This is a genomic window from Cupriavidus cauae (genome assembly GCF_026210475.1).
Lineage (GTDB): Bacteria > Pseudomonadota > Gammaproteobacteria > Burkholderiales > Burkholderiaceae > Cupriavidus > Cupriavidus cauae.
Map to the genome: position 1 here is coordinate 1,811,155 of NZ_CP080294.1, position 23,949 is coordinate 1,835,103.

Consider the following 23,949-nt stretch of genomic DNA (forward strand, 5'->3'; position numbering starts at 1 on the left):
GGGTTCAATGCCGGCGGCGTTGGACCGCCAGAGGCCGTCGAGGACCGTCGATGCTCGTCAATGACCTTCGGTGTCCGCTAATGGCCGGCGCGCTGCAGCACGTGGTACCCGAACTGGCGGCGGGCCTCGCGCAGCGCCATGCCGGCCAGCGCCGCGTCGAGGATCCGCTGCTCGACATCGCGCGTCCGCAGCGCGCGCTCGATCACGCGCGGCGCCTGCAATCGCGGAATGACGACCACGCCGTCGGCATCGGCCAGCATGTAGTCGCCCGCGACCACGCGCACGTCGCCGAGGCTGACCGGCTGCCCGACGGCCGAGACCTGCACGCGATCCTTGCCGGTACGCATGAACCGTCCGCGCGCAAAGAGCGGATAGCCGGCGGCATCGGCTTCCGCGGTGTCCCGGCACACGCCGTGGATCACGGTGCCGGCGATGCCGCGATGCGCCGCCAGCCGGCTCATGATGCCGCCCCAGACGGTGCAGTCCAGCCGGCCGCCGTTGTCGAGCACGGCCACCGCGCCGGCCGGGATGTCGTCGAGAAAATCGCCGACGGTGCCGGGGGATGCCACGTCCACCGGCACGAAGCTGATGGTGAAGGCCGGGCCGAACAGCGCCGGCGCGCCGGCAATCGGCTGGATGCCCAGCGCGCTGCCGGGCAGGCGGAAATAGTCCAGGGCGTCGGACACCTCGGCGGTGGAGAGCTCGCGCACGGCCTGCAGCCAGCCGTCTTCCCGCTTGTCTCCGTGCCCGTCTTCGTGCCCCTCTGCATGTCCCTCCGCGTGCCCGTCTCCGTGTTGCATGGCTTGCATGTCGATGTCCTCGTAAGCTTGAGGCGCAGTTTCAAGTAAAGTGCGAGCCGGATCAAACATCGATTATTGGACTCGGATTCAGAAAAAATGAACTTGCGACAGCTCAGCTATTTCTGCGCCGTGGTCGACGCGGGCAGCGCCGTCGAGGCCGCCAGCCGGCTGTTCGTCGCGCCGACGGCGATCAGCATGCAGATCGCGCAGCTCGAGGGCCAGCTCGGCGCGCCCGTCTTCGATCGTTCGACCCGGCCCATGTCGCTGACCGCCACGGGGCGCTTCCTGTATCCGCGCGCCAAGGACCTGCTGTCGCAGATGCGGCGGCTCGACGAGGAGGCGCGCGCGGTCGCCGCCGGCAATCTCGGCTGGCTCGGCATCGGCTTCACGCGCTCGGCGATCTTCTCGATCCTGCCCACGGCGGTGCGCCGCTTCCGCAAGCGCTTTCCCGATGTCCATCTCGATCTGGTCGAGCAACTGTCCGAGCATCAGCCCGCGCTGCTGCGGCGCGGGCGCATCGATGTGGGCATCTCGCGCTATATCGGCGAGTTCGAGCGCCCTGCCGATCTCGTGCATACGGTGCTGTTCGAGGAGCCCTTCGTCGCGGCGCTGCCGGCGACGTCGGCACTCGCGCGGCGCAAGTCGCTGCGCGCGGCCGATCTCGGCGCGATGGCGCTGATCCGGTATCCGAAGGACCCGCAGAGCGGCTTTGCCGACCTGATGCTGGCGGCGCTGCGCGAGGCGGGCGCGGACCCGCTGCCGGGCCACGAGGCGATCGAGATCCATACCGCGCTGGGGCTGGTGGCCGCCGGACTCGGCTTCACGCTGGTGGGCGCCTCGGTCGCCGAGGCGAACCGGCCCGATGTCGCCTTCGTGCCGATCGCGGACCTCGGCACCCGCGCGACCGTGGTGGCGGTGACGCGGGCCGATGCGTCGCCGCCGGCGGTGCAGGCCTTCGTCGCCGCGCTGAAGGAGGGCAGGGGCGGCCCGGAGCGCCCCGCGCCGCGACGGAAGTCCCGCGCGGGGTAGCGCGTCGCCGACGTGGCGCGTCGCCGTCATGTCGCCTTCCACTGCCATATCGTGGGGCACGGGGATGGCGGCATGATGGCCAACGTCGTGGTGCTGGCGCCGGGGCAGACCGTCGCGTCGTTGCCCTTGATGCGCGCGCATCCCACATGCGCTGACCGCGTATCGAAATCCGAAACGCTTCGTTTGTCATGGCGGCCCGCCGGGCTATCGTCGGGGCTACTCCGATCCCCGATCCATCAAGCCATGACGCTTTCGATCCCGAATCACGCGCTTCGCGGCCTCCGCGGCCTGCGCGGGCTGGCCGCGCTCGCCATCGCCTGCGCCGCCGTGGCCGCATCCGGCGCCGCGCTGGCCCAAACCGCCGCCGATACCTTGCGCATCGGCTACCAGAAGTCCGCCAGCCTGCTGGTGCTGATCAAATCGCAGCAGTCGCTCGAGCGCCGGCTCGCGCCGCTGGGCACCGCGGTCAAGTGGGTGGAATTTCCTGCCGGTCCGCAATTGCTGGAGGGCCTGAACGTCGGCGCCGTCGATGTCGGCTTCGTCGGCGAGGCGCCGCCGATCTTCGCGCAGGCCGCCGGGGCCGACTTCGTCTACATCGGTTTCGATCCCGCCGCGCCGCAAGCCGAAGCCATCGTGGTGCGCCGGGACTCGCCGGTGCGCACGGTGGCCGATCTGAAGGGCCGCAAGGTCGCGCTGAACAAGGGCTCGAACGTCCATTACCTGCTGGTCAAGGCACTGGAGAAGGCCGGGCTGAAGATCACCGATATCCAGCCGGTCTATCTCGCGCCGGCCGATGCGCGCGCGGCCTTCGAACGCGGTGCCGTCGATGCGTGGGTCATCTGGGATCCCTTCCTCGCCGCCGCGGAAAAGCAGGTCGGCGCGCGCGTGCTGGCCGATGGCCGCGGGCTCGTCAACAACTACGCCTACTACCTTGCCGCGCGGCGCTTTGCCACGCAGAAGCCACAGATCGTCGAGGCGCTGTTCGATGAACTGTTGCAGCAGGGCCGGCGCCTGAAGGCCGATACGCGTGCCGCCGCGGCGTCGATCGCCCCGCAGCAGGGGCTGGATGCCGACGTCGTCGAACGCACGCTCAATCGCAGCGAGTTCGGCGTCGCGCCGCTGACGCCGGCCGTCGCCGCGCAACAGCAGCAGATCGCCGATACCTTCCACGCACTGAAGCTGATTCCGAAGCCGATCCGCATTGCCGATGCGTTGCCTGCCGAGCGGGACAAATCGGAAAAACGGGACGCCGTCGCACAGCGCGGCGCGCTCCAGGCCGGAGATGCCCGATGAAAGTCCTGTGGTTCCTGCCCACGCATGGCGATTCGCGCTACCTGGGCACCGCCAGGGGCGCGCGCGCCGCGACCTTCGACTACTTCAAGCAGGTCGCGATCGCGGCCGACAGCCTGGGCTACGAGGGCGTGCTGCTGCCGACGGGCCGCTCCTGCGAGGACTCGTGGATCCTTGCCTCGAGCCTGATCGATGCCACGCGGCGGCTCAAGTTCCTGGTGGCGTTGCGCCCCGGGCTGATGCAGCCGTCGCAGACCGCGCGCATGGCGGCGACGCTGGACCGGCTGTCGGGCGGGCGCCTGCTGGTCAACCTCGTCACCGGCGGTGATCCGGAAGAGCTGCAGGGCGATGGCCTGTTCCTGTCGCATCGCGACCGCTATGCGCTGTCGCGCGAATTCCTGACGATCTGGCGCGAGATCCTGGCGCGCAGCCACGATGGCGGGGCGTTCGACTTCGCCGGCGAACATCTGCGCGTGGAGGGCGCGAAGGCGCTGTATCCACCGATCAGCCGGCCCTATCCACCGCTGTTCTTCGGCGGCTCGTCGCCCGAGGCCCACGACCTTGCCGCCGAGCAGGTCGATACCTATCTGACCTGGGGCGAGCCGCCGGCGGCGGTGGCGCAGAAGATCGCCGACGTGCGCGCACGCGCCGCCGCGGTCGGCCGCACGCTGCGTTTCGGCATCCGCCTGCACGTGATCGTGCGAGAGACCGAGGAGGAAGCGTGGCGCGCGGCCAGCGAACTGGTGTCGCATCTGGACGAGGACATCGTCGCCGCGGCCCAGCGCAAGTTTGCCGCGATGGATTCGGTGGGGCAGCGCCGGATGGCGGAATTGCACGGCGGCCGCTTCAACCGGGACGATGTCCGCCAGAGCCTGGAGATCGCGCCGAACCTGTGGGCCGGCGTGGGGCTGGTGCGAGGCGGCGCCGGTACCGCGCTGGTCGGCAACCCCGAGCAGGTGGCGGCGCGCATCCGGGAATACGCGGACCTGGGGCTCGAATATTTCATCCTGTCCGGCTACCCGCATCTGGAAGAGGCGCACCGCTTCGCCGAACTGGTGTTTCCGCTGCTGCCGCTGGCGCGGCGCGAGGCCGCCCAGCGCGTGCTGACCGGACCGTTCGGCGAGATCGTCGCCAATACCTTCGTGCCTTCGGCGGCCACGCCAGGCGCCAATCTGTCCGCGAGTTGAACGCCATGTCGAATCCCTCGAAAAGCGGTGCCGCGCTGGCGGCCGATTTTCCCGCGGCCGCGCCGGCGCGCGCGCTGCTGCCCCAGGGCTGGGCGACTTCCGTGCTGCGGCGCGGCCTGCCGTGGCTGGTGCCGGCCCTGATCCTGCTGCTGTGGGAGCTGGCCTCGCGCAGCGGCTGGCTGTCGAGCCGCGTGCTGCCCGAGCCGCTGGCCGTGGTCGCCGCGTTCCGCACGCTGGCGCTGTCCGGCGAGCTGTGGCAGCACACCGCGGTCAGCGCGTGGCGCGCACTGGCGGGCCTGGCGATCGGCGGCGGACTCGGGCTGTTGCTGGGGCTGCTGAACGGCACGTTCCGCGCGGCCGAGACGCTGCTCGATTCGAGCCTGCAGATGGTGCGCAATATCCCCGCGCTGGCGCTGATTCCGCTGGTGATCCTGTGGTTCGGCATCGACGAGGCGGCCAAGCTGTTCCTGGTCGCGGTCGGCGTGTTCTTTCCGATCTACCTGAACACCTTCCACGGCATCCGCTCGGTCGACAAGGGACTGATCGAGATGGCGCGCAGCTACGGGCTGTCGGGCTGGGCGCTGTACTGGCAGGTGATCCTGCCCGGCGCGCTGCCGTCGATCCTGGTGGGGCTGCGCTTCTCGCTCGGGCTGATGTGGGTGCTGCTGATCGTCGCGGAAACGATCTCCGCGCAGGCCGGCATCGGCTACCTGACGATGAACGCGCGAGAGTTCCTGCAGACCGACGTGGTGCTGGTCGGCATCCTGCTCTATGCGCTGCTGGGCAAGCTGGCCGACCTGCTGGCCAAGGGGCTGGAGCGGTGGTGGCTGCGGTGGCATCCGGGCTATCAGAGCGCGGCGAAAGGCTGATCCCTCGGCCTGACCCCATCGGCCTGACCCCATCGGCCAGACCCCATCGGCCCGTCAAATCGACCTGATCGCGATCGACCCCTACCGGAGTTCATCCAATGCATGCCATGCAACAACATCTGCCGCTGCGGCGCGCGGGCAGGGAACCCGTCGAGCCCGGCGAGCCCACCGATCTGACCGCGCGGGCCGGGGCGCGCAGCGCCGAGCGCAATACCGACGGCCCCCATGCCACCCACGCCACCGGCCGCCCCCGCGGCACCGAGGTCGCGGTCAGCGGCCTGCACAAGGCCTATGGCGGCCGCACCGTGCTGCAGCACATCGACCTGCGCATCGCGCCGGGCGAATTCGTCGCCATCGTCGGCCGCAGCGGCTGCGGCAAGAGCACGCTGTTGCGGCTGGTCGCCGGGCTCGAAAGCCCCGGCGCGGGGCGGATCGCGCTCGACGGCCGGCCGCGGGACGGCCATGACGACGGCACCCGCATCATGTTCCAGGACGCGCGGCTGCTGCCGTGGAAGCGCGTGCTCGACAACATCGCGCTGGGCCTGCCGGGCCGGGAAGGGCGCGAACGCGCGCGCGAGGCGCTGGCGCAGGTCGGGCTGGCCGAGCGCGCCAACGACTGGCCGGCGGTGCTGTCCGGCGGGCAGCGCCAGCGCGTCGCGCTGGCCCGCGCGCTGGTGCATCGGCCGCGCCTGCTGCTGCTCGACGAGCCGCTGGGCGCGCTCGATGCGCTGACCCGCATCGAGATGCAGCAATTGATCGAGGGCCTTTGGCTGGCGCATGGCTTCACCGCGCTGCTGGTCACGCACGATGTCGCCGAGGCCGTCGCGCTGGCCGACCGCGTGGTGCTGATCGAAGACCACCGCATCGCCCTCGACGAGCGCGTGCCGCTGCTGCGCCCGCGCAGCCACGGCGCGCCGGCATTCGCCGCGATCGAGGAACGCGTGCTGCGGCGCGTGCTGCGCCAGCCCGCCATCGCATCCCCTGACAACGACGCGCAGACCCGCGCATTGGCACCTCTCTGATGAATATCGTCGGCATTCTCGGCAGTCCCTCCACGCCTTCGCGTTCGGCCTATCTGCTGGAGCTCGCGCTCTCGCGGCTGGACGCCATCACGTCCTCCTACCGATCGATCCGGCCGCGCGACCTGCCCGCGCAAGCGCTGACGCAGGCCGATTTCGGCGACGCCCGCCTGCAGGACGCGGTGCGCGCGGTCGGCGAATCGCAGCTGGTGATCGTCGCCACACCGATCTACAAGGCCTCGTACAGCGGCGTGCTGAAGGCCTTCCTCGATCTGCTGCCGCAGGACGGGCTGCGCGACAAGACCGTGCTGCCGCTGGCCACCGGCGGCAGTCCCGCGCATCTGCTGGCGCTGGACTATGCGCTCAAGCCGGTGCTGTCGGCGCTCGGGGCTCGCGACATCCTCGATGGCATCTACGCGACCGACCAGCAGCTGCCGTCGCGGCCGGAGGGCGGCTACAGCGCGGCGGCCGACATCGTCGAACGGCTCGACCGCTCGGTGCAGCGCGTCGCGGCCCGCGCGCGCGAACTGCGGGAGCGCGAGGCCGAGCTGGCACGGGCGGCGTCCGCGCGGGCAAACAGCGAGACATGGCCGGCCGAGCGCGTCCGCTGGTCCGTCTGAGCGCGCCATTACCGAGCAATTTCAACCAGGAACCTGTCATGACGATTCATGCCATCAACGTACGCAACCAGTTCCGCGGCAAGATCCGCGAAATCATCGAGGGACCGGTCGTGTCCGAGATCGACGTCGAGACCGCCGGCGGACTGGTGGTGACCTCGGTCATCACGACCCGCTCGGTCAAGGAGCTGGAACTTGCGGTCGGCAAGGAGGTGATCGCGCTGGTCAAGTCGACCGAAGTGTCGATCGCCACGCTATGAAAGAAGGGGGGCGCAACATGCAGGGGAAGCGACGGCAGCTGCTGCTGGCGGGAGCCGGCATCGCGGCATGGACGCTGGGCGGCGCGGCGCGCGCGCAAGCGGGCGGCAAACCGGAAACCGTGCGGATCGGATATCAGAAGTCGTCGACGCTGATGATCCTGCTGAAGTCGCGCGGCACGCTGGAGAAGGCCCTCGCACCGCAGGGCGTCTCGGTGTCGTGGCACGAGTTCACTTCGGGCCTGCCGCTGCTCGAGGCGCTCAATGTCGGCGGGCTGGACCTCAGCGCCGATGTCGCCGACGCGGTGCCTCCGTTCGCGCTCGCCGCCGGAGCGAAGCTGACCTACTACGCGATCGAGACGCCGTCGCCGACCGCGCAGGCGATCGTCGTCCCGCGCGATTCGCCCTTGACCTCGATCGCGCAATTGAAGGGCCACCGGGTCGCCTTCGCCAAGGGCGCCGGCGCGCATTACCTGCTGCTGGAGGCGCTGGCGCGCAACGGCCTGTCGATGCGCGATATCGAGCCGGCGTATCTGACGCCGGCCGATGCGCGCGCCGCATTCGAGCGCGGCAACGTGGCGGCGTGGGTCATCTGGGACCCGTTCCTCGCGGCCGCGCAGCGGCAGGCGCAGGCGCGCGTGCTGGCCGACGGCACCGGCCTGGCCAGTTATCGCCGCTTCTATCTGGCGGCAAGCGACTTCGCGCGCCGCCGCGCCGACGTGCTCGCCACCGTGTTCGATGCGCTCGCCCAGGCGGGGGAGTGGGTCAAGGCCAATCCCGCCGCCGCGGCGGAATGGCACGCGCCGCTGATCGGCCTGGACGCGGCCACCGTCGAGATCGCCAACCGCCGCCGCAGCTACCGGCTGCAGGCGGTCGACGCGCCGGCGCTGGACGAGCAGCAGCGCATTGCCGATGCCTTCCACGCGCAGCAGATCATTCCGCGCAAGGTGGTGGTGAGTGCTTCGCCGGTCTGGCGGCGGCAGGCCTGAGCAACGCGGGCACACCGTGTGCACATCGCGTGCACACCGTGCGCACATCGTGTGCACACCGCATGTGGACCGCTTGTGGACCGCTTGCATGCCGGCCCCGATCGAAGGCTTGGCATTCGGCCAACCGGTGTACTAACCTCGTTCTACGTTGCGGTGAACCGGGTTTACCCCGGCCGTAACGGCGCGGTCGCAGGCGCACGCGCAGGGCGCTTGCCCTGGCTCGACTCAGTCCACTTCGCAATCCTCATGTGGCCATGCCCGGCAGGAATGATCCGCGCTGGCCAACACAGACTCGAACGATGAGCGGGGCCGTCCTGGTTCCGCGTCATCCTTCACGAGCGCGCATGGCGCAGCATGCCGATGCCGCCTTTGTCCGCGACCTGTCCTTGTGGTCGCGTGGGGACTTCCCCGGCAAGACGCTGGCTTCGGATGACCTGCAACCGAGAGGCGCGCCCGTGTCCGCATTGCGCGGCTTCGTGGGCCCGCGCGGCCCGCGCGGATTGACGCGCTCCACGCGGATCGACGTGGCTTCACGCGGTGGCACGCGCTGTCACGCTGTCACGTGTGCGCCCGACAGGCCGCCCCTTCCCGCATCCGTCCGAATTCGCCCAGCGTCGTGATCCTGTTGGCGCTCCCATGTCCGTCGTCGCGACGGCATCGGAGACGCTCGTCTCTTCGACGCCGAGGTAATCATGAATAATGTTTCTCTTCGCATCCCGGAAGGCATCGGCAGGTGCCTGCTGGCCGTCGGCACCGCATCGGTGCCATTGCTGCTGGCGGTCGCGCCGGCCCGTGGCCAGACCGCGCCCCCTGCGCCCGCGCCCACGCCCCATACGCAGGAAGCCAAGGACCCGACCAGCAACTTCACCGCGCGATGGACGCGCGCCGATGCGCGCCAGATCATGGCGATGTCCTCGCCCAACGTGACCCCCGGGCAGAACTCGCTGCCGCAGCATCTGACGATGCCCGATATACCGGCCAATTTCCCGCAGACCAACGATCGGGTGTGGGTCTGGGACACGTGGCCGCTGACCGATGCCAGGGCCAACCAGTACAGCTACAAGGGCTGGGAGATCATCTTCTCGCTGACCGCCGATCGCAATGCGGGCTATACGTTCGACGACCGGCATATCCATGCGCGCATCGGCTACTTCTATCGCCGCGCCGGCATTCCGGCCTCCCGGCGGCCCGCGAACGGCGGCTGGATCTATGGCGGGCATCTGTTCCCGGACGGTGCCAGCGTGCAGATCTTCGGCGGCGCGCCGATGACCCACAACGCCGAGTGGTCCGGCTCGACGCGCATCATGCCGGATGGCCGCATCGTGGTGTTCTATACCGCGACGTCGTTCAACCGATCGAGCCCGTCGGGCGGCAATATCACGCCGCCGATCGCCATCATTGCGAAGGCGGAAGGACGCGTGGAGGCCGACCACAACGGCGTGCGGCTGACCGGCTTCAACGAGCATATGAAGCTGCTGGAGCCGGACGGCACGTGGTACCAGACCGGGCAGCAGAACGAGTTCTTCTCGTTCCGCGATCCCTTCACCTTCGAGGACCCGGCGAATCCCGGCGTCACCTTCATGGTGTTCGAGGGCAACACCGCCGGTCCGCGCGGCGCGCGCACCTGCACCGAGCAGGACCTGGGCTACGCGCCGAACGATCCGCAGCGCGAGGACCTGAACGCGGTGATGGACTCCGGCGCGGTCTTCCAGAAGGCCAACGTGGGGCTGGCGGTGGCGATCAACAGGCAGCTGAGCCGCTGGGTGTTCCTGCCGCCGATCCTGTCGGCCAATTGCGTCAACGACCAGACCGAGCGGCCGCAGATCTATATCAAGGACGGCAAGTACTACCTGTTCACCATCAGCCATCGTTCGACCTATGCCGCAGGCGTCGATGGTCCGGACGGCGTCTACGGATTCGTCGGCAACGGCGTGCGCAGCGACTACCAGCCGTTGAACAATGGCAGCGGGCTGGTGCTGGGGAATCCGACCGACATGAACCGGCCGCGCGGCGAGCCTTTCGCGCTCGATCCGACGCAGAATCCGCGCACCTTCCAGTCGTATTCGCACTACGTGATGCCGGGCGGGCTGGTCGAGTCCTTTATCGATGCCATCGGCGCGCGGCGCGGCGGTTCGCTCGCGCCGACGGTGCGCATCGACATCCAGGGCGCGAACACGGCGGTCGATCGCAGCTATGGCGTCAATGGGCTCGGCGGCTATGGCGACATTCCCGCCAATCGCGAGGCCCTGTTCAGCCTGCGCGGCGTGCTGATCGGCGACCTGCTGCGCCGGCTGTTCGACTGAGGGAGGTTGCGATGCAAAGGATCGCTGTATTGCAAGGCAGGCGGCCGGCCGCGGCGCCGCGGAAGGGGCTACTGCCATTGCTGCCATTACTGCCATTACTGCCGTCGCTACTGCTGCTGGCTGCGTGCGGCGGCGGCTCGCCGGACGATGGCGCGCGGCTCAGCGACGCGGCGCAGCGCGCGCTGAGCGAGGCGCCTGCTGCCGCACCGCCGGACACGGCATCGGCCGCCGCCGCGGACCCGTTGGCGACCGCGGCCGCCGAAGGCGTGATCGAGGGCGAGGCGCCCGAATCGGCCGGCACGCCGCCGGTCGCCCCGCATCCGACGCGGCTGGTGATGCTGGAAGACGGACTCTACGCCCGCGACGCCGGCGACAACTGGAAGAAGTACGAGAACGGGAGCTGGGTATCGGTGCACGCGCCGCAACTGCCGTCGGGCATGCAGTAGCGTGGAGGGCGGCGCGGCACGGCCGATGCGTTGGCATCGACTGTGCGCGCGCCCTTGAACTCTTCAGCCCTTCATCCACTTATCCCTTCAGCGCCTTCGGCTCGAGGTGCCACAGCTTGCGGTCGCTGGTCGACACCGCGACCGCGCCGTGGGCCAGCGCGCTGCGGATGTCGTCCTGGTTGCAGACGAAGCCCGAGGTGACGATCGGCGGCAGCCCCTTGCGGTCCGCCTCGGGAAGATGCGCCAGCATCGGCGCCGGCATGATCTGCACGAGGTTCGGATCGCTCTGCTCCAGCGCCTTGACGCTGCGCGGCCAGGTCGAGCGGTCGGTCACGAAGACCTTCTGCATCGTCACCATGCCGGCGCGGTTGGCGCGCTGGATGGTCGCCACGCGAGTCGAGACCAGGCTCGCCACGCCGATGTCGGCCAGGTAGTCGACGCCGCCCTTGTCCTGCGACAGGCCTTCGCAGCTGTCGATATTGACGATGACGTACTTGCCGGCCTGGGTCAGCGTGGCGACCACCGGCTGCAGCTTGCGCAGCTCGACGTTGGCGACGATCGACACCTCGGCGGCGCTGTCGACGAAGGCGTCGACCTGTTCGACCCCGTACAGCGTCGCAATGACGGGATGCCGCATCAGGCGTGCACCGAGGGACTTGTCCATGGCGTTTATCGGGCTTCGTGGGAGAGAACGTCGGTCAGGCCGAGCTTCCCGGGGTTCAGGATGTTGTGCGGATCGAGCGCGCGCTTCACGGTGGCCAGCAGCGGGAAGGCGCTGCCCAGCGACGGCGCCATATAGGGCGCGCGCAGCAGGCCGATGCCGTGATGGTGGCTCAGCGCGGCATTGTATTGAATCAGCACCGCGTTGGCCGCATCCCAGGCGGCGCGATACCACCGTTGCCGGTCCTCGACCGCGACCTCGCCGCGCAGCGAGAAATACAGGCAGGCGCCGTCGACATAGGCGTGCGACTGGTGCGCGGAGCCGGCCAGCGTGCCGGGCACCGCGTTGATCGCGGCGACCACGTCTCGATAGATATCGGCCAGCGCGCTCCACGGCCCGCACATCTCCAGCGTATCGGCGACGAAGCCAGGGCTGCGCTTGAAGCCCTCGGCGCTCTTGCCGGTCAGGTAGCGCGTATCGAGCCAGCGCTCGAAGATCGCATCGCCGTCCAGCGGCTCGCCCAGCTCGCGGCACACGCGTTCGCTGATCGTCATCACCGCCTCGACGATCTCCGGCGCGCCTTCGTCGGCGACCAGCAGCACATTGGTGTCGGGCAGGCCGAACTGCACGCCGCTCTCGAGTTCGTCGTAGAGCCGCAGCGCAGCCGGATTGCCGCCTTGCTGCAGGATCTGCCGGCAGGCCTCCAGGCCGATCGCGAAAGTCTTGAAGCCATAGGCGATGGCGCGGCCATGGTCCGGCAGCCGATGCAGCTTCAGTCGTACGCGCACGATCACGCCGAGCGTGCCTTCCGAGCCGATGAACAGCTGCTGCAGGTCCGGCCCGAGCGCCGCGCGCGAATAGCCGCCGACGGTGACGAGCCGCCCGTCGGCCAGCACCACGTCCATGCCGAACACCATGTCCTCGATCTTGCCGTAGCGCGTCGACAGCTGGCCGGCGCCGCGGCACGCGACCCAGCCGCCGACGGTGCTGATGGCATACGACGACGGCCAGTGGCCCATCGTCATGCCGTACTCGCGCTGGATGGTCTGCTCGAAGATGTCGCCGAACATGCCGGCCTCGACCTCGACGATCTGGCTATCGCGATCGAAGCCGATCAGCCGGTTCATGGCGCACACGTCCAGCACGATGCCGCCGCGCACCGGCAGCGCGGCGCCGGTGACATTGCTGCGGCCGGCGGACACGGTGACCGGGACGGCGCGCTCGCTGGCGATGCGCATCACCGCCTGCACCTGCTCCACGGTGGAAACGCGCACGATGGCCCCGCGGGGCGTGGCCGGCTTGCCGGCGGTCTCGGTCATCATCGATCCGGCCCACCAGTCGCGCGTCCACGCGACCACGCTGCCGGTATCGGTCAGCACCTCGTCGGCGGCTTGCCGCAGCGCCGCGAGCGTGGCGGCGTCGACCGTCACGGCATCGCGCTGCAGCCCCGGCACGTCGGGCGTCCGCGCGATGGTGGCGGCGTAGCCCGGCGGCGTGTGCGCGCCGACCACGTAGTTGCCGCGGTTGTAGCCGCGCTTGATGGCTTCCTTGCTGATCATGCTGCATCTCCCATGAGTACGGATTTTTCGAGGGCAACGGCGTCCAGGTAGTCGCCGACCTGCCGTGCCACGGCCGCCTCGGACAATCCGAGCTCGGCCTGAAGAAGTTGACCCACGCGCGCGGCGGCGCGGGCGGAGGCGTCGCGCGCCATCAGGCGGGCGCGCATGCGGCGCGACAGCACGTCGTCGACATTGGCCGCGAGTTCGTGGCGGGCCGCGTAGACGACCTCGGCCTCGGTGTAGGGCAGGCCCTCGACGATCGGCCGCGCGAGGTGCGGATCGGCCTGCAGGATGTCGCTGACGAAGCGGGCCTCGGTGCCGTAGCGCTCGCCCAGGTGGGCGGACAGGCCACCCGAGGCGACGATGGCCTGCGCGTCGTAGCCGGCCGCGCCCAGCAGCCAGGCCGATTTCGTGCGGCACGCCGCGCGCTTGCCGATGACCTTCTGCGCCGCGTCGATGGTCTGCTCGGCCATATGGCGCGAGGTCGTCAGCTTGCCGCCGACCACGGTCACCAGGCCGTCGTCGGCGATGCGGATGTCGTGATCGCGGGGGATTTCCAGTGTCTTGCCGCCGGGCGGCGCCACCAGCGGCCGGCAGCCGGCGATGCTGCCGACCACGTCCTCGGGCTGCAGGTCGGTCTTCAACGCCGAGCGCGCGCCCTCGAGCAGGAAATCCAGCTCTCGGCGCGTGCACAGCACGTTGTCGAGATCGCCCTCGTAATCCTCGTCGGTGGTGCCGAGGTAGGAGACATTGCCCCAGCGCGTGATGGTGGCGCGGCGGTTGCGGCCGGGCACCGGGATCGTCACCGTGCAGTCGTTGCGGATCTTCAGCCAGGGGATTGCGACATGCACGCCCTTGGCCGGGCGGATATGCAGGGTCTTCGCTTCGCCGGCCTTGCGGCCGGTCCAGTCGCGCAGCCAGACGCCGGTCGCCATCACCACCACGCCGGCGCGCACGCGGATCTCGCGCTCGCCGGCCTGGACGATGGCGCCATCGACCTTGCCGTGGCCGTCGCGCGTGATCTCGGCCACGCGGGCATGGTTGACCACGGCGGCGCCATGGAAGGCCGCGGTGCGCGCGATATTGAGCGTCAGGCGGGCGTCGTCGACGCGGGCGTCGAAGTACATGAAGCCGCCGGTCAGGTATTGCTCGTTGAAGGTCGGGCAGTGCGACAGCACCTCGGCCTTGGTCAGCTTCTGGTGCAGGATGCCTTCGCGCCAGCCGCCGGCGAGGTCGTAGGTCCACAGCAGGCTGTCGAAGGCCTTGGCCAGGCGCTTGTCGAACACGCCGTCGCGTTCCATCACCGGAAACAGGAAGGGCAGCCGCTGCACCAGATGCCGCGCATTGCGGCGCAGGCGCTGGCGCTCGATCAGCGAATGGCGGACCAGGCGGAGATTGCCGTGCTCGATATAGCGCAGGCCGCCGTGCACCATCTTCGAGGACTTGGACGAGGTGCCCGAGGCGAAGTCGCTCTTCTCGACCAGCGCGACGCGATAGCCGCGCAGCGCGGCATCGAGCGCGGTGTACGCGCCCGTGACGCCGCCGCCGACCACCAGCACGTCGAACCGCTCGCCTTGCAGCCGGTCCAGCTGCTCCGTGCGATCCAGCCGCAAGGGCTCGGTGCTGGCCATGGCGGCGCGCGCGCGGCTGGCGCTTCGGGATGGCAGAACCATCATGTTGATTGCTTCTCCTTGTTATTGGGCCGCCGGGGCATCGGCATGCACGCCGGCCTGCGAGGGGGCTTGCGAGTGGGCTTGTGAAAGGGCCCGCGAGTGGGCATTGGCAATGGCATCGACGTTCCCGAGTTCCGATGCGATGCGCGCATGCCACAGCGCGCGGCGCGCCTCCCGCTGGTCCGCGCCGATCGCCGGCTCGAACACCGCGTCGGCGGCCGTGGTGGCGCGGGCCTGCCGCAGGTCGTCCCACAGCAGCCCCGACGAGCCGGCGAGGAACGCGATGCCGCGCAGGCTGGCGCGGTCGGTCTCCTTCATGCGCAGGATCGGCAGGCCGGTCAGGTCGGCCTGCATCTGCAGCAGCGCGTCGCTGCCGGACAGTCCGCCGCCGACCAGCAGGCTCGATACCGCGACGCCAGCCATGTCGCGGTTGGCTTCGATGCAGGAGCTGACCGAATGCGCGATGCCGTCGAGGATGGCGTAGGCGATCTCGGCCTGCGTGGTCGCCATCGAGATGCCGTTCAGCGCCGCGCGCGCGGCCGGCTCCATGCGCGGCACGCGCAGGCCGGTCAGCGCGGGGATGAAGGTCACGCCGCCGGAGGACGACACGCCGGCGGCCAGCGCGCTGATCTGCCGGGCGTCGTCGAACCAGTGCAGCTTGTCGCAGATCCAGTTCAGCGCCGAGCCGGTGGTGGCGACGAAGGTTTCGACCGAGAAGTGCGACTGGCCGCCGTGGCGGCGCGCGGTCATCGTCAGCGTGCTGTCGGAGCGGCCCATCGCCGGCGGCAGCGTCGGGCCGACGATCAGGTCGACGAAGCTGCCGGTACCGTGCAGGCACATCGACTGGCCGGCGTCCAGGCAACCCAGGCCCACCGCACCGGCCAGCTGGTCGCCGGCGCAGGCGAGGATCGGCACGTCGATCCCCAGCACGTCGGGCCGCGTGCGGCCGAAGTCGTCGGCGTCCTGCCGCAGCGTGGGCAGCAGCTCGGCGGGAAAGCCCAGCGCATCGAGCCAGTCGAGCCGATAGCGGTGCTCGGCCAGCACGTAGGCGCTGCACGAGGTGGCGTTGGTCGGCGTGGTCACGACGGCGCGTTCGCTCGACAGGTGCCACAGCAGCCAGCTGTCGATGGTGCCGAAGGCGAGCCGCCGCGCGCGCCACGCGTCGGCGACGGCCGGCGTCTCGCGCAGATGCCGCGCGGCCCACAGGTAGGGCGAGCGCACGCCGGCCGGGCGGCCGACGCTCGGCCGCAGCTTCGCATCCCACGCCGCGGCGAGGCGTTCCAGCTCGGCGGCGTAGCGCGTGTCCTGCCACACCATTGCCGGCACCAGCGCGCGGCCGGTGGCGGTATCCCACAGCACCGCGGTGGCGCGCTGCGTGGCGATGGCCAGCGCCACCACGCGCCGTCCTTCACGGTCCGCATTGGCCAGCGTCGCGCGGCAGACGGCCAGGGTCTTGTCGAGCAGGACATTGGCGTCCTGTTCGACCACGCCGGGGCGCGGCGAATCGACGGTCAGCGTCGTGTATTCCAGGCACGAGACATGGCCGTCGGCGCCGACCAGCGCGGCGCGGGTGCCGGACGTGCCTTCGTCGATGGCGAGAATGACGTCGGTGGGGCGGGTCATGGCCGGGACTTCTCGATGGCGGGATTGAGGAAAGGCGAGGGCGCCTCGGTGTCGCCGCGGAACTGCGGGGCATCGGCCTCGTTGTCCGGATGGACGGCCGTGCGGGTCGGATCCCAGCGGATCGCGAAGCAGATCAGGCTGGCGACCAGCGGCACCACCGACAGGATCAGGAAGGTCTTCTCCAGCCCGTATTCCGCGCGGAACAGCGGAAACACCAGCAGGCCGAGCGCGGCACCGATCGCGCCCAGCGCGCCGATCACGCCGTTGGCGCCGGCGCGCAACTCGCTGCGGAAGGACAGCGACGACAGGCTCTTGCCGTTGGCGCCCGGGCCGCCGGAATGGAACAGGATGAACAGCGAAGGCACCACCACCGCGACCCACAGCGGCATCTTGCCGTTGAACAGGCCCAGCACCAGCAGCATCGCGAACACCGCGGCAAAGCCGAAGGCGGAGGCGCGGCGCAGGCCCAGCCTGCGGCCGATGACCGGCGACAGGAAGCCGCCGACGATGCCGCAGACGTTGAAGACCAGCGCGCCGATGGTGGCGTAGACGAAGTCCTTGCCGAACAGCGCCGCACTGATCAGCGGCAGGTACCAGCCGATGGCGAAGTACTGGATCGACTGGCCGATCTGCACGGTCGCCGCCAGGATGGTGCGCGGCAGATAGATGCCGCGGAAGATCAGCAGCACATTGGCCAGCCCCCGCCGCGCCTGGTTCAACACCGGAATGCGTTCGGCCGGCGGTGCCGCGGTGAAGGGGCGGCCGTAGATGCGCGTCATGGCGAGCGCGGCGGCCTCGAGCCGTTCCTTGCGGGCCAGCCACGTCGGGCTCTCGACCAGGAACAGCAGTTGCAGCACCAGGATCGCCACGCCGAAGATCGCAGTGGCCGCGACCGAATAGCGCCAGATCGCATCGCCGACCTGCCAGGAGTGGAACAGCAGCGCCAGCAGCAGGTTGGTGCAGACCGCCGTGTACCACATGCCCTGCCAGGTATTGAGGCGGCTCTTGAGCTTGACCGGGGTGAACTCGGCCAGCACGGCCATCGCGATGGCGAAGTCGATGCCGTAGGCCGCGCCGACGAAGAAACGGCCGACCAGGATCACTTCAAACGTGGGCGCGAAGACGACCAGCACGGCGCCGACCACGGCCAGCACCTTGGCCAGGATCAGCGGACGCACGCGGCCCCAGCGATCGGCCATCCAGCCGCCGATCGGATTGAAGGCGATCGCGACCCACGAGGCGAACGAGGTCAACAGCGCGACCTGTGCCGGCGCGAGCGCGAGATCGCGCGTCATCGGCCCGAGGCCGGCGCTCAATGCGGAATTGGAAAAGGCGTCGAGAAACAGTCCGCCGAGTGCGAGCCACCAGATCAGGCCGGCTCTGCCCCGTATACCCGGACAGGAATCGATATAGGCGATGACATCGTCGATGCCACGAAGGCGGATGGCAGGCGCTTGCACGGCGGTCTCCTTGAATTGTTCTATAAGAGGCCGCAGCAAACTGCACGCGCTAAGAGACCATCCTACAGATGGTCTCTTATCTGAATCTGCCCGGCCAATGTAGGCCGTCGAGCTTGATCAGTCAAGCGGGAAAACCCTGCCGGCGCCATGTCGGGAACGGCGGGAGAGCCGGGATGTCGATCACGTATGGCACGGCTCGGCGGCAGCCGAGATGACACCAGATGGAGGGCGACATGTCGCTTCTGAACCAGGAACAACTTGCCGCGCTGCGCGGGCGGCTGGATGCGCGCGAGCGCGAACTGCAGCCGCTCTATCAGCAGGGACGCGATCGTCCGTCCAGCAACCCGGCCAGGGAGCCGCAGGACCTCGTCGACACCGCCGAGGGCGTCAACGAGGAGCTGGACCGCGCGGCGCTGCAGCAGCACTACCGCGGCGAACTGAACGATATCGCGCAGGCGCGCGAGCGCATCGATGCCGGCGAGTACGGCGTCTGCCAGGACTGCGAGCAGGAGATTCCGTACGCGCGCCTGCTGGCCAATCCGACCGCGACGCGCTGCGCGCCGTGCCAGGAACGGCGCGAGCGCACGTTCGCCAGCTAGGGCGGCAGCGCTCGCCGTTCAGGCCACTCGCTGCAACGCTTCCCGCATGCGCAGCTCGGCGGGCTTGATCTCGCCGAACGGCGACAGCAGCGCGGGATCGAAGGGACGCGGTGCGATGCCTTGTGCCACGCGCCTTGGCCAGTCGGGATTGGCCAGCGCGCCGCGGCCCAGCGCGACCAGGTCCGCGCCATCGGCCAGCGCGTCCTGCGCGCGCGCCGGCTCGTGCAGGCCGCCGTTGGCGATCACGGTCAGATGCGGCGCGGCAAGCCGCGCATGCCGGACCAGCGAGCGCGCGTCGCCGGGGAAGGCCGGCTGCCACGCCTCGAACTCCGTCACGTGCAGGAAGTCGATGCCCGTCTCGGCCAGTCGGCCGAACACGATCGCCGCGCCCTCGGCCCCTTCGGCCCATTTATGCGTGAAGTCGTTGACCTTGCCCTGCGAAATGCGCACGCCGACCGGAAAGCCGTCGCCGACCGCGCACCGCACGGCGCGTGCGGTTTGCTCGGCGAGCCGGATGCGGTTGCCGATCGGCCCGCCCCAGGCATCGTCGCGCCGGTTGGTGTAGTCGGTCAGGAACTCATCGAGCAGATAGCCGTTGGCGCCGTGAACCTCGATGCCATCGAAACCGGCGACATCGCGGGCGAGCCGCGCCGCTTCGGCAAATCCGGCGATCGCCGCGTCGATCTCGTGCGGCGCGATGGCGCGCGGCGTGCGATAGGGCCCCTTGCCGCGATAGACGCCCATCTGCATGCCCTTCGGCGCGATGGCCGATGGGCCGACCGTCTCGTCGCGGAAGCGGTTGGCCTGCGACAGCGCGCCCGCATGCATCAGCTGCACGAAGATGCGGCCCCCCGCCGCGTGCACCGCGTCGGTGACCGCGCGCCAGGCGCGCGCCTGCTCCATGTCGGTCAGGCCCGGCTGCCCGGCATAGCCCTGCGCATACGCGCGGTCGGTGTAGCTGCCCTCGGTGACGATCAGCCCGAAGCCGCCGCGCGCAAAGCCCGCGTAGTAGTCCACCATGGTCGGCGTGGGCACGCCCTCGGGCGTCGCGCTGATGCGCGTCATCGGCGCGACGACGAGCCGGTTCGGCAAGGCGAGGCCGTTGAGGTCCAGCGGATCGAACAGCGCCGGCCGTGCAGGGGCGTTCATGCCGGCGCTCCTTCGGCCACGGCGATGGCCTCGATCTCGATCAGCGCCTCGGGCGAATACAGGCTGGAGATTTCGACGATGGTGTCGGCGGGGTACGGCGCCGAGAACCACTTGCGGCGCAGTTCGACGATCTTGCCGAAGTTGTCCATCGACTTCAGGAAGATCGTGACCTTGGCCACGCGGTCCAGGCTCGAGCCCGCGGCCTCGAGCGCGCGCCGCAGATTGCGGAAGGCCTGCTCGGCCTGCTTGTCGAAGTCGCCGCGGCCGACGATGTTGCCGTCGTCGCCGATGGCGGCCTGTCCCGAGATGAAGACCAGATTGCCGACGCGGATGCCCTGCGACAGCAGGAACGGCGCGTACGGATCGGGGTTGGTGCGGACTTGTTCGAGCAGCATGGGAAACTCCGGGGTAAAGTTGAGGGAATTTCATCCGTCAGGCGGCCGCCTTCATGACCGCAGCGGAGAATGTTCGCAGTATCGTGATCCCAGGCAGGCCGGACAAATGGTCAAATCTCACGTTATGGATGAGTTCAACTCATTCATGGAGTCGTCATGAGGCGCCTTCCCCCACTGAGCGCGCTGCGCGCCTTCGAAGCGGCGGCAAGGCGCCTGAGCTTCAAGCGCGCGGCCGACGAGTTGAACGTGACCGCGACCGCGATCAGCCACCAGATCCGGCTGCTGGAGGAATGGCTCGGTGTTCGGCTGTTCGAGCGCGAGACGCGCAAGGTCGATCTGACCGCGAGCGGGCGGCTGCTGTTTCCGGCGATCCGGGACGGGCTCGACGGCTTCGAACGCGCGGTGCAACTGGTGCAGCGCCAGCGCGCGGCCAATATCGCCACGCTGTCGTCCACCGTCGCGTTCGTCGCCAAGCGGCTGGCGCCGCGCGCGGGGTCGTTTCGCGCCGCGCATCCGGAATGGACGCTGCGGCTCGACGCCTCCAATGCCGTGGTGGATCTCGACAGCGATGCCGACGTGGCGATCCGCTATGGCGGCGGCCACTATCCGGGGCTGACGGTCGAGCCGCTGTTCCAGGACCGTTTTGCGCCGGTCTGCAGCCCGCATCTGCGGCTGTCGTCGCTGAAGGACTTGCGGCACGCACCGCTGATCCATTTCGAGTGGGGCGCCGGCGTACGGCAGGACCCGCGCGCCGCGGTGTGGGGGCATTGGCTGGAAGGCGCCGGCGCCGGCGACATCGAGGTGTCCGCCGGGCTGTCCTTCACCGACGAGATCCACGCGATCCAGGCCACGGTCGCGGGGCAGGGCGTCGGCCTGCTGAGCCTGACGCTGGTGGCCGAAGAACTCGCCTCGGGCGTGCTGGTGCAACCGTTCGAGCTGTCGCTCGAGAGCTTTCGCTACGACCTGGTCTACAGCCCGCGCGCCGCCGAGCGGCCGGCGACGCGGCTGGTGCGGGAGTGGGTGCGGGCGGAGTTCGGCGAGGCCGCTGCGCGATAGGGAACGCGACCGGGCCGCGTTGCGCTCAGGCCGCGGGGCTCTACTGGCAGTTCGCCGGGCAGGTGCAAGGAATGAGAATGCGGGGCATAGGTTGCTGCACTTCTGGCCAGTACACTCGGATGTACCGCCGAGCAAGGTCGCATGCCTCTCTGCTATACTTGTTCAATTAGTTGGACAACTCTATGGAGAAGGCCATGCGAACAATCCACTTCTCCGATGCCCGCAACAATCTGAAGGCGGTCATCGATCAAGCCATTGCCGATCACGACGCGATCCTCATCACGCGACGCGACGCACCCAACGCAGTGATCATGTCGCAAGAGCAATACGACAGCTGGATGGAAACCATGTACCTGCTGAGCAATCCGGCCAACGCAAAGCGGCTGATGCAGTCAATTGATCAGCACCGGAGCGGCAAAGGCGTGAAGCATGATCTGATCGATCCGGATGCTGAATGACGCGCCACCTCACCTTCATGCCCGCCGCCTGGGAGGACTACATCTACTGGCAGGGGCAGGATAAAAAAACGCTGAAACGGATCAATGCCCTGATCCAGGACGCGCAGCGGAATCCCTTCGAAGGCCTGGGCAAGCCAGAGCAGCTCAAGGGCACACTATCCGGTTATCGGTCACGGCGTATCGACGATACGAACCGGCTTGTGTACTACGCCAACGATGACGAGCTGGCCATCATTGCCTGCCGTCTTCACTACGGCGACAAGTAAGACTGCAGCAAGCTCAGTGCAAAAGTCGCCATCGTTGCGCTCCGGATTGAATGATGGCGCAGGCGGCAACCCATCTCCTGGCGCTGTATTGAACAAGACTGCTGCAAGGAAAAACGGGCTTCCGAAGAAGCCCGTGCAGGGTGCCGGCGTGCCTGGCGTGTGCCTGGCGCTTCCCGGCGGGTGAGGGTCCGGTCAGGCCGGGACCTGTGTGCCGGCTGCCGCTGCCTCCTTCGAGAACAGGCTCCTGGACGCCGCCACGTGTCCGGCCAGCACCGGCCGCAGCACCATGAAGGCCAGGAACGCCGCGATCAGGTCCATCGTCGCCACGGTGTAGAGCACGGTGGACCAGGTGCCGGTCGCCTCCATGATCAGGTTGCCGATCGGCACGAACAGCGCGCCGATGCCCTTGGCGGTGTAGAGCACGCCGTAGATCTTGCCGATGTGCTTGGTGCCGAAGGCATCGCCGGCCAGGGCCGAGAACAGCGAGTAGACCTCGCCCCAGGCCAGGAACACCACGCCCGACAGGATCAGGAAGGCGTACGGGTTGTGGCCGAAATACCCCAGCGCGATGATGCCCATCCCTTCCAGCGAGAACGCGATCACCATGGTCTTCTCGCGGCCGATATGGTCGGAGATCCAGCCGAACAGCGGCCGGGAGACACCGTTCATGATCCGGTCGAGCATCAGCGCCAGCGGCAGCGCGGCCATCACGAAGAAGTGCAGGTCGACCTGGAAGTCCTTGACGCCGAGGTCCTTGGCGATGACGCCGAGCTGCGCCACGGCCATCATGCCGCCGGTGACCACCAGCACGAACATCACCAGCATCAGCCAGAACAGCTTGGTGCACATCGCTTCCTTCAGCGTGTAGTCGCGCGTGGCCTGCACCAGCTTCTGGGACGCCTTGACCTCGTGGGCCCTCGGCGAGCGCAGGAACCATGCGGCGGCGAACGCCAGCGAGCCTTGCAGCACGCCGAAGAACAGGAAGGTGTGCTGGAAGCCGGACGACTCGATCATCGCGGCGATCGGCAGGATCGTGGCGGCCGAACCGGCGCCGTAGCCGCCGGCCGTCAGGCCCACCGCGAGGCCGCGGCGATCGGGGAACCACTTGATCGCGTTGTTGATGCAGGTCGCGTAGATCGAACCGACACCCAGGCCGCCGACCGCGGCGCCGATATAGAAGCCCATCAGCGTGGTGGCCTGCGAATTGATGATCCACGCCCCACCCATCAGCACCGCGCCGAATGCCACCATCATGCGCGGACCGAACTTGTCGATGAAATAGCCTTCGATGGGCGCCAGCCAGGTCTGCACCAGCACGAACACGGTGAAGGCGATCTGGATATTGGCGCGCGACCAGCCGAAGGTTTCCTGGATTTCCGGAACGAACAGCGTCCAGGCGTATTGGACGTTGGCGGTGGCGATCATGCAGATGACGCCAACGAGAAGCTGTATCCAGCGCGTCTTTTCGGAGACCTCGGGATTGGGGCGGAATGCCGCCGTCGACGAATTATTCATGGCGCACTCCTTCAATCGTTTGATTCTTCCTGTCCGAATGTGCGGTGCCGCACCTCGGCTCGGATATCGTCGCTAGCATTTCAATGTCTCCTGTATCGTTGGCTTCTATGTCCGTTACACATCCGCTCCTGAAACAAAAAACCCTACGCTATTGCGCTGCCGGGGGCGGCAGGCGCGATCGGAACTGAAGGATGGGGCGAAGCGGGCTTGCTTAAACTGATCTGGCGGCGATGGACGACCCGGTCGAATCGTTTTCCATGCGTTCCTCCTTGCCGTTGGTGTCTCTCTGTTGGGGTGCCGGTTGCCATCACGGTCATCGCCCCGCTCGCATTGGGTGTGGCGATGGGTTACAAGGTATGTGATATATCAATTAAGTCAAGTGAAAGGGATGGCAGGGTTTTCACCAGCAGGGATTCATTCCCGAAATCACTATGCTGCGCCGCTTCAGGTGGTTATCGAATGATTATGAAAAACAAAAAAGGCGCACCAATAAAATGGCGGACGACGCGTATTGCATGACAATCTTGTGCAATACGTGACGCCGCTATACGGAATATTGGCGGATTAATAAATGGCGGGACGGCTTGGCTTCGGATTATTTTGTCCGGTTATTCCTGATCATTATGTATTGCCACCGCCCGGATCCAATGAATACCGGCGATCGATGCCGATTGCGCATCGCCGGCCTGCCGGTATCGCGGTAGATTGACGGTCTCTATGGCGAGGGCC

The 23,949-nt window shown here is 68.4% G+C and carries 23 protein-coding genes; 14 read left to right on the forward strand and 9 right to left on the reverse strand.

Annotation, left to right across the window (positions count from 1 at the left end):
* Positions 1-77: 77 nt before the first annotated feature.
* Complete coding sequence (locus KZ686_RS23320) at positions 78-809, reverse strand: RraA family protein (protein WP_265633823.1); 732 nt, start codon at positions 807-809, stop codon at positions 78-80.
* Between the two features lie 87 nt (positions 810-896).
* Here KZ686_RS23320 and KZ686_RS23325 point away from each other — a divergent pair, with 87 nt between their 5' ends.
* From KZ686_RS23325 to KZ686_RS23370, 10 genes are all read left to right on the forward strand, one after another.
* Positions 897-1,829: a LysR family transcriptional regulator gene (locus KZ686_RS23325; protein ID WP_150083816.1), complete on the forward strand. Its 933-nt coding sequence runs from the start codon at positions 897-899 to the stop codon at positions 1,827-1,829.
* 243 nt (positions 1,830-2,072) lie between these two features.
* Positions 2,073-3,122, forward strand: coding sequence for a sulfonate ABC transporter substrate-binding protein (locus tag KZ686_RS23330; protein WP_149316082.1), 1,050 nt, complete (start codon positions 2,073-2,075; stop codon positions 3,120-3,122).
* Positions 3,119-4,306: an FMNH2-dependent alkanesulfonate monooxygenase gene (gene ssuD, locus KZ686_RS23335; protein ID WP_265633825.1), complete on the forward strand. Its 1,188-nt coding sequence runs from the start codon at positions 3,119-3,121 to the stop codon at positions 4,304-4,306. Before KZ686_RS23330 ends, ssuD begins: the two co-directional genes overlap by 4 nt.
* A 5-nt stretch (positions 4,307-4,311) precedes the next feature.
* The gene (ssuC, locus tag KZ686_RS23340; RefSeq protein WP_265633826.1) at positions 4,312-5,175 is read left to right on the forward strand and encodes an aliphatic sulfonate ABC transporter permease SsuC; all 864 of its coding nucleotides are present in this window, start codon (positions 4,312-4,314) and stop codon (positions 5,173-5,175) included.
* 107 nt (positions 5,176-5,282) lie between these two features.
* Positions 5,283-6,197 (forward strand): ATP-binding cassette domain-containing protein, encoded by a 915-nt coding sequence (locus tag KZ686_RS23345; RefSeq protein WP_407648632.1) that lies wholly within the window; start codon positions 5,283-5,285, stop codon positions 6,195-6,197.
* Complete coding sequence (gene ssuE / locus KZ686_RS23350) at positions 6,197-6,814, forward strand: NADPH-dependent FMN reductase (protein ID WP_265633828.1); 618 nt, start codon at positions 6,197-6,199, stop codon at positions 6,812-6,814. The genes KZ686_RS23345 and ssuE overlap by 1 nt, the downstream gene beginning before the upstream one ends.
* Positions 6,815-6,852: 38 nt before the next feature.
* Positions 6,853-7,071 carry a TOBE domain-containing protein gene (locus tag KZ686_RS23355; RefSeq protein ID WP_174106645.1) on the forward strand — a complete coding sequence of 73 codons (219 nt, stop codon included), beginning with the start codon at positions 6,853-6,855 and terminating at the stop codon, positions 7,069-7,071.
* Positions 7,072-7,088: 17 nt separating this feature from the next.
* A complete protein-coding gene (locus KZ686_RS23360; RefSeq protein WP_265633829.1) occupies positions 7,089-8,057 on the forward strand; it encodes an aliphatic sulfonate ABC transporter substrate-binding protein in 969 nt (322 codons plus the stop codon).
* A 692-nt stretch (positions 8,058-8,749) separates the two neighbouring features.
* Positions 8,750-10,360, forward strand: a complete 1,611-nt coding sequence (locus tag KZ686_RS23365; protein ID WP_265633830.1) for a glycoside hydrolase family 68 protein — start codon at positions 8,750-8,752, stop codon at positions 10,358-10,360.
* Positions 10,361-10,437: 77 nt separating this feature from the next.
* Positions 10,438-10,806 carry a hypothetical protein gene (locus KZ686_RS23370; protein ID WP_265633832.1) on the forward strand — a complete coding sequence of 123 codons (369 nt, stop codon included), beginning with the start codon at positions 10,438-10,440 and terminating at the stop codon, positions 10,804-10,806.
* 79 nt (positions 10,807-10,885) lie between these two features.
* Here the strand turns inward: KZ686_RS23370 and KZ686_RS23375 are convergent, their stop codons facing one another.
* Genes KZ686_RS23375 through KZ686_RS23395 form a run of 5 tightly spaced genes read right to left on the reverse strand, consistent with a single transcriptional unit; the run spans position 10,886 to position 17,782 of the window.
* Positions 10,886-11,470, reverse strand: a complete 585-nt coding sequence (locus KZ686_RS23375) for a glycerol-3-phosphate responsive antiterminator (RefSeq protein ID WP_149316074.1) — start codon at positions 11,468-11,470, stop codon at positions 10,886-10,888.
* A gap of 5 nt (positions 11,471-11,475) precedes the next feature.
* Positions 11,476-13,026 carry an FAD-binding oxidoreductase gene (locus KZ686_RS23380; RefSeq protein WP_265633834.1) on the reverse strand — a complete coding sequence of 517 codons (1,551 nt, stop codon included), beginning with the start codon at positions 13,024-13,026 and terminating at the stop codon, positions 11,476-11,478.
* Positions 13,023-14,702 (reverse strand): glycerol-3-phosphate dehydrogenase/oxidase, encoded by a 1,680-nt coding sequence (locus KZ686_RS23385; protein WP_265633835.1) that lies wholly within the window; start codon positions 14,700-14,702, stop codon positions 13,023-13,025. Before KZ686_RS23385 ends, KZ686_RS23380 begins: the two co-directional genes overlap by 4 nt.
* 18 nt (positions 14,703-14,720) lie before the next feature.
* Entirely contained in the window at positions 14,721-16,322 is a 1,602-nt protein-coding gene (locus KZ686_RS23390) for an FGGY family carbohydrate kinase (protein ID WP_265633836.1), read from the reverse strand.
* Entirely contained in the window at positions 16,319-17,782 is a 1,464-nt protein-coding gene (locus KZ686_RS23395; protein WP_149316070.1) for an MFS transporter, read from the reverse strand. The genes KZ686_RS23390 and KZ686_RS23395 overlap by 4 nt, the downstream gene beginning before the upstream one ends.
* A 233-nt stretch (positions 17,783-18,015) precedes the next feature.
* Between KZ686_RS23395 and KZ686_RS23400 the strand changes: the two genes are divergently transcribed.
* A complete protein-coding gene (locus KZ686_RS23400; protein WP_149316069.1) occupies positions 18,016-18,381 on the forward strand; it encodes a TraR/DksA family transcriptional regulator in 366 nt (121 codons plus the stop codon).
* 18 nt (positions 18,382-18,399) lie between these two features.
* Here the strand turns inward: KZ686_RS23400 and KZ686_RS23405 are convergent, their stop codons facing one another.
* Together KZ686_RS23405 and KZ686_RS23410 are read right to left on the reverse strand one after the other, a co-directional pair.
* Positions 18,400-19,530 carry an NADH:flavin oxidoreductase gene (locus tag KZ686_RS23405; protein ID WP_265633837.1) on the reverse strand — a complete coding sequence of 377 codons (1,131 nt, stop codon included), beginning with the start codon at positions 19,528-19,530 and terminating at the stop codon, positions 18,400-18,402.
* Complete coding sequence (locus tag KZ686_RS23410; protein WP_150083826.1) at positions 19,527-19,925, reverse strand: RidA family protein; 399 nt, start codon at positions 19,923-19,925, stop codon at positions 19,527-19,529. Before KZ686_RS23410 ends, KZ686_RS23405 begins: the two co-directional genes overlap by 4 nt.
* 156 nt (positions 19,926-20,081) lie before the next feature.
* Here KZ686_RS23410 and KZ686_RS23415 point away from each other — a divergent pair, with 156 nt between their 5' ends.
* The 3 genes from KZ686_RS23415 to KZ686_RS23425 all read left to right on the forward strand — a co-directional run bounded on the left by KZ686_RS23415 (position 20,082) and on the right by KZ686_RS23425 (position 21,705).
* A complete protein-coding gene (locus KZ686_RS23415; RefSeq protein ID WP_265633838.1) occupies positions 20,082-20,981 on the forward strand; it encodes a LysR substrate-binding domain-containing protein in 900 nt (299 codons plus the stop codon).
* Positions 20,982-21,175: 194 nt separating this feature from the next.
* The gene (locus tag KZ686_RS23420; protein ID WP_149316065.1) at positions 21,176-21,439 is read left to right on the forward strand and encodes a type II toxin-antitoxin system Phd/YefM family antitoxin; all 264 of its coding nucleotides are present in this window, start codon (positions 21,176-21,178) and stop codon (positions 21,437-21,439) included.
* Positions 21,436-21,705 (forward strand): Txe/YoeB family addiction module toxin, encoded by a 270-nt coding sequence (locus tag KZ686_RS23425; RefSeq protein ID WP_265633839.1) that lies wholly within the window; start codon positions 21,436-21,438, stop codon positions 21,703-21,705. The genes KZ686_RS23420 and KZ686_RS23425 overlap by 4 nt, the downstream gene beginning before the upstream one ends.
* A gap of 192 nt (positions 21,706-21,897) precedes the next feature.
* Here KZ686_RS23425 and oxlT read toward each other — a convergent pair whose 3' ends face one another.
* Positions 21,898-23,220, reverse strand: coding sequence for an oxalate/formate MFS antiporter (gene oxlT / locus KZ686_RS23430; protein WP_149316063.1), 1,323 nt, complete (start codon positions 23,218-23,220; stop codon positions 21,898-21,900).
* Between the last annotated feature and the right edge of the window lie 729 nt (positions 23,221-23,949).

What these genes read in the sequence shown, in the direction of transcription:
- ssuC (WP_265633826.1), top strand. Translation starts at nt 4,312, where the DNA reads ATGTCGAATCCCTCGAAAAGCGGTGCCGCGCTGGCGGCCGATTTTCCC.
- KZ686_RS23380 (WP_265633834.1), bottom strand. Translation starts at nt 13,026, where the DNA reads ATGATCAGCAAGGAAGCCATCAAGCGCGGCTACAACCGCGGCAACTAC.
- ssuE (WP_265633828.1), top strand. Translation starts at nt 6,197, where the DNA reads ATGAATATCGTCGGCATTCTCGGCAGTCCCTCCACGCCTTCGCGTTCG.
- KZ686_RS23320 (WP_265633823.1), bottom strand. Translation starts at nt 809, where the DNA reads ATGCAAGCCATGCAACACGGAGACGGGCACGCGGAGGGACATGCAGAG.
- ssuD (WP_265633825.1), top strand. Translation starts at nt 3,119, where the DNA reads ATGAAAGTCCTGTGGTTCCTGCCCACGCATGGCGATTCGCGCTACCTG.
- KZ686_RS23330 (WP_149316082.1), top strand. Translation starts at nt 2,073, where the DNA reads ATGACGCTTTCGATCCCGAATCACGCGCTTCGCGGCCTCCGCGGCCTG.
- KZ686_RS23405 (WP_265633837.1), bottom strand. Translation starts at nt 19,530, where the DNA reads ATGAACGCCCCTGCACGGCCGGCGCTGTTCGATCCGCTGGACCTCAAC.
- KZ686_RS23420 (WP_149316065.1), top strand. Translation starts at nt 21,176, where the DNA reads ATGCGAACAATCCACTTCTCCGATGCCCGCAACAATCTGAAGGCGGTC.
- KZ686_RS23360 (WP_265633829.1), top strand. Translation starts at nt 7,089, where the DNA reads ATGCAGGGGAAGCGACGGCAGCTGCTGCTGGCGGGAGCCGGCATCGCG.
- KZ686_RS23325 (WP_150083816.1), top strand. Translation starts at nt 897, where the DNA reads ATGAACTTGCGACAGCTCAGCTATTTCTGCGCCGTGGTCGACGCGGGC.
- oxlT (WP_149316063.1), bottom strand. Translation starts at nt 23,220, where the DNA reads ATGAATAATTCGTCGACGGCGGCATTCCGCCCCAATCCCGAGGTCTCC.
- KZ686_RS23400 (WP_149316069.1), top strand. Translation starts at nt 18,016, where the DNA reads ATGTCGCTTCTGAACCAGGAACAACTTGCCGCGCTGCGCGGGCGGCTG.
- KZ686_RS23345 (WP_407648632.1), top strand. Translation starts at nt 5,283, where the DNA reads ATGCAACAACATCTGCCGCTGCGGCGCGCGGGCAGGGAACCCGTCGAG.
- KZ686_RS23355 (WP_174106645.1), top strand. Translation starts at nt 6,853, where the DNA reads ATGACGATTCATGCCATCAACGTACGCAACCAGTTCCGCGGCAAGATC.
- KZ686_RS23385 (WP_265633835.1), bottom strand. Translation starts at nt 14,702, where the DNA reads ATGATGGTTCTGCCATCCCGAAGCGCCAGCCGCGCGCGCGCCGCCATG.
- KZ686_RS23425 (WP_265633839.1), top strand. Translation starts at nt 21,436, where the DNA reads ATGACGCGCCACCTCACCTTCATGCCCGCCGCCTGGGAGGACTACATC.
- KZ686_RS23365 (WP_265633830.1), top strand. Translation starts at nt 8,750, where the DNA reads ATGAATAATGTTTCTCTTCGCATCCCGGAAGGCATCGGCAGGTGCCTG.
- KZ686_RS23390 (WP_265633836.1), bottom strand. Translation starts at nt 16,322, where the DNA reads ATGACCCGCCCCACCGACGTCATTCTCGCCATCGACGAAGGCACGTCC.
- KZ686_RS23410 (WP_150083826.1), bottom strand. Translation starts at nt 19,925, where the DNA reads ATGCTGCTCGAACAAGTCCGCACCAACCCCGATCCGTACGCGCCGTTC.
- KZ686_RS23415 (WP_265633838.1), top strand. Translation starts at nt 20,082, where the DNA reads ATGAGGCGCCTTCCCCCACTGAGCGCGCTGCGCGCCTTCGAAGCGGCG.
- KZ686_RS23375 (WP_149316074.1), bottom strand. Translation starts at nt 11,470, where the DNA reads ATGGACAAGTCCCTCGGTGCACGCCTGATGCGGCATCCCGTCATTGCG.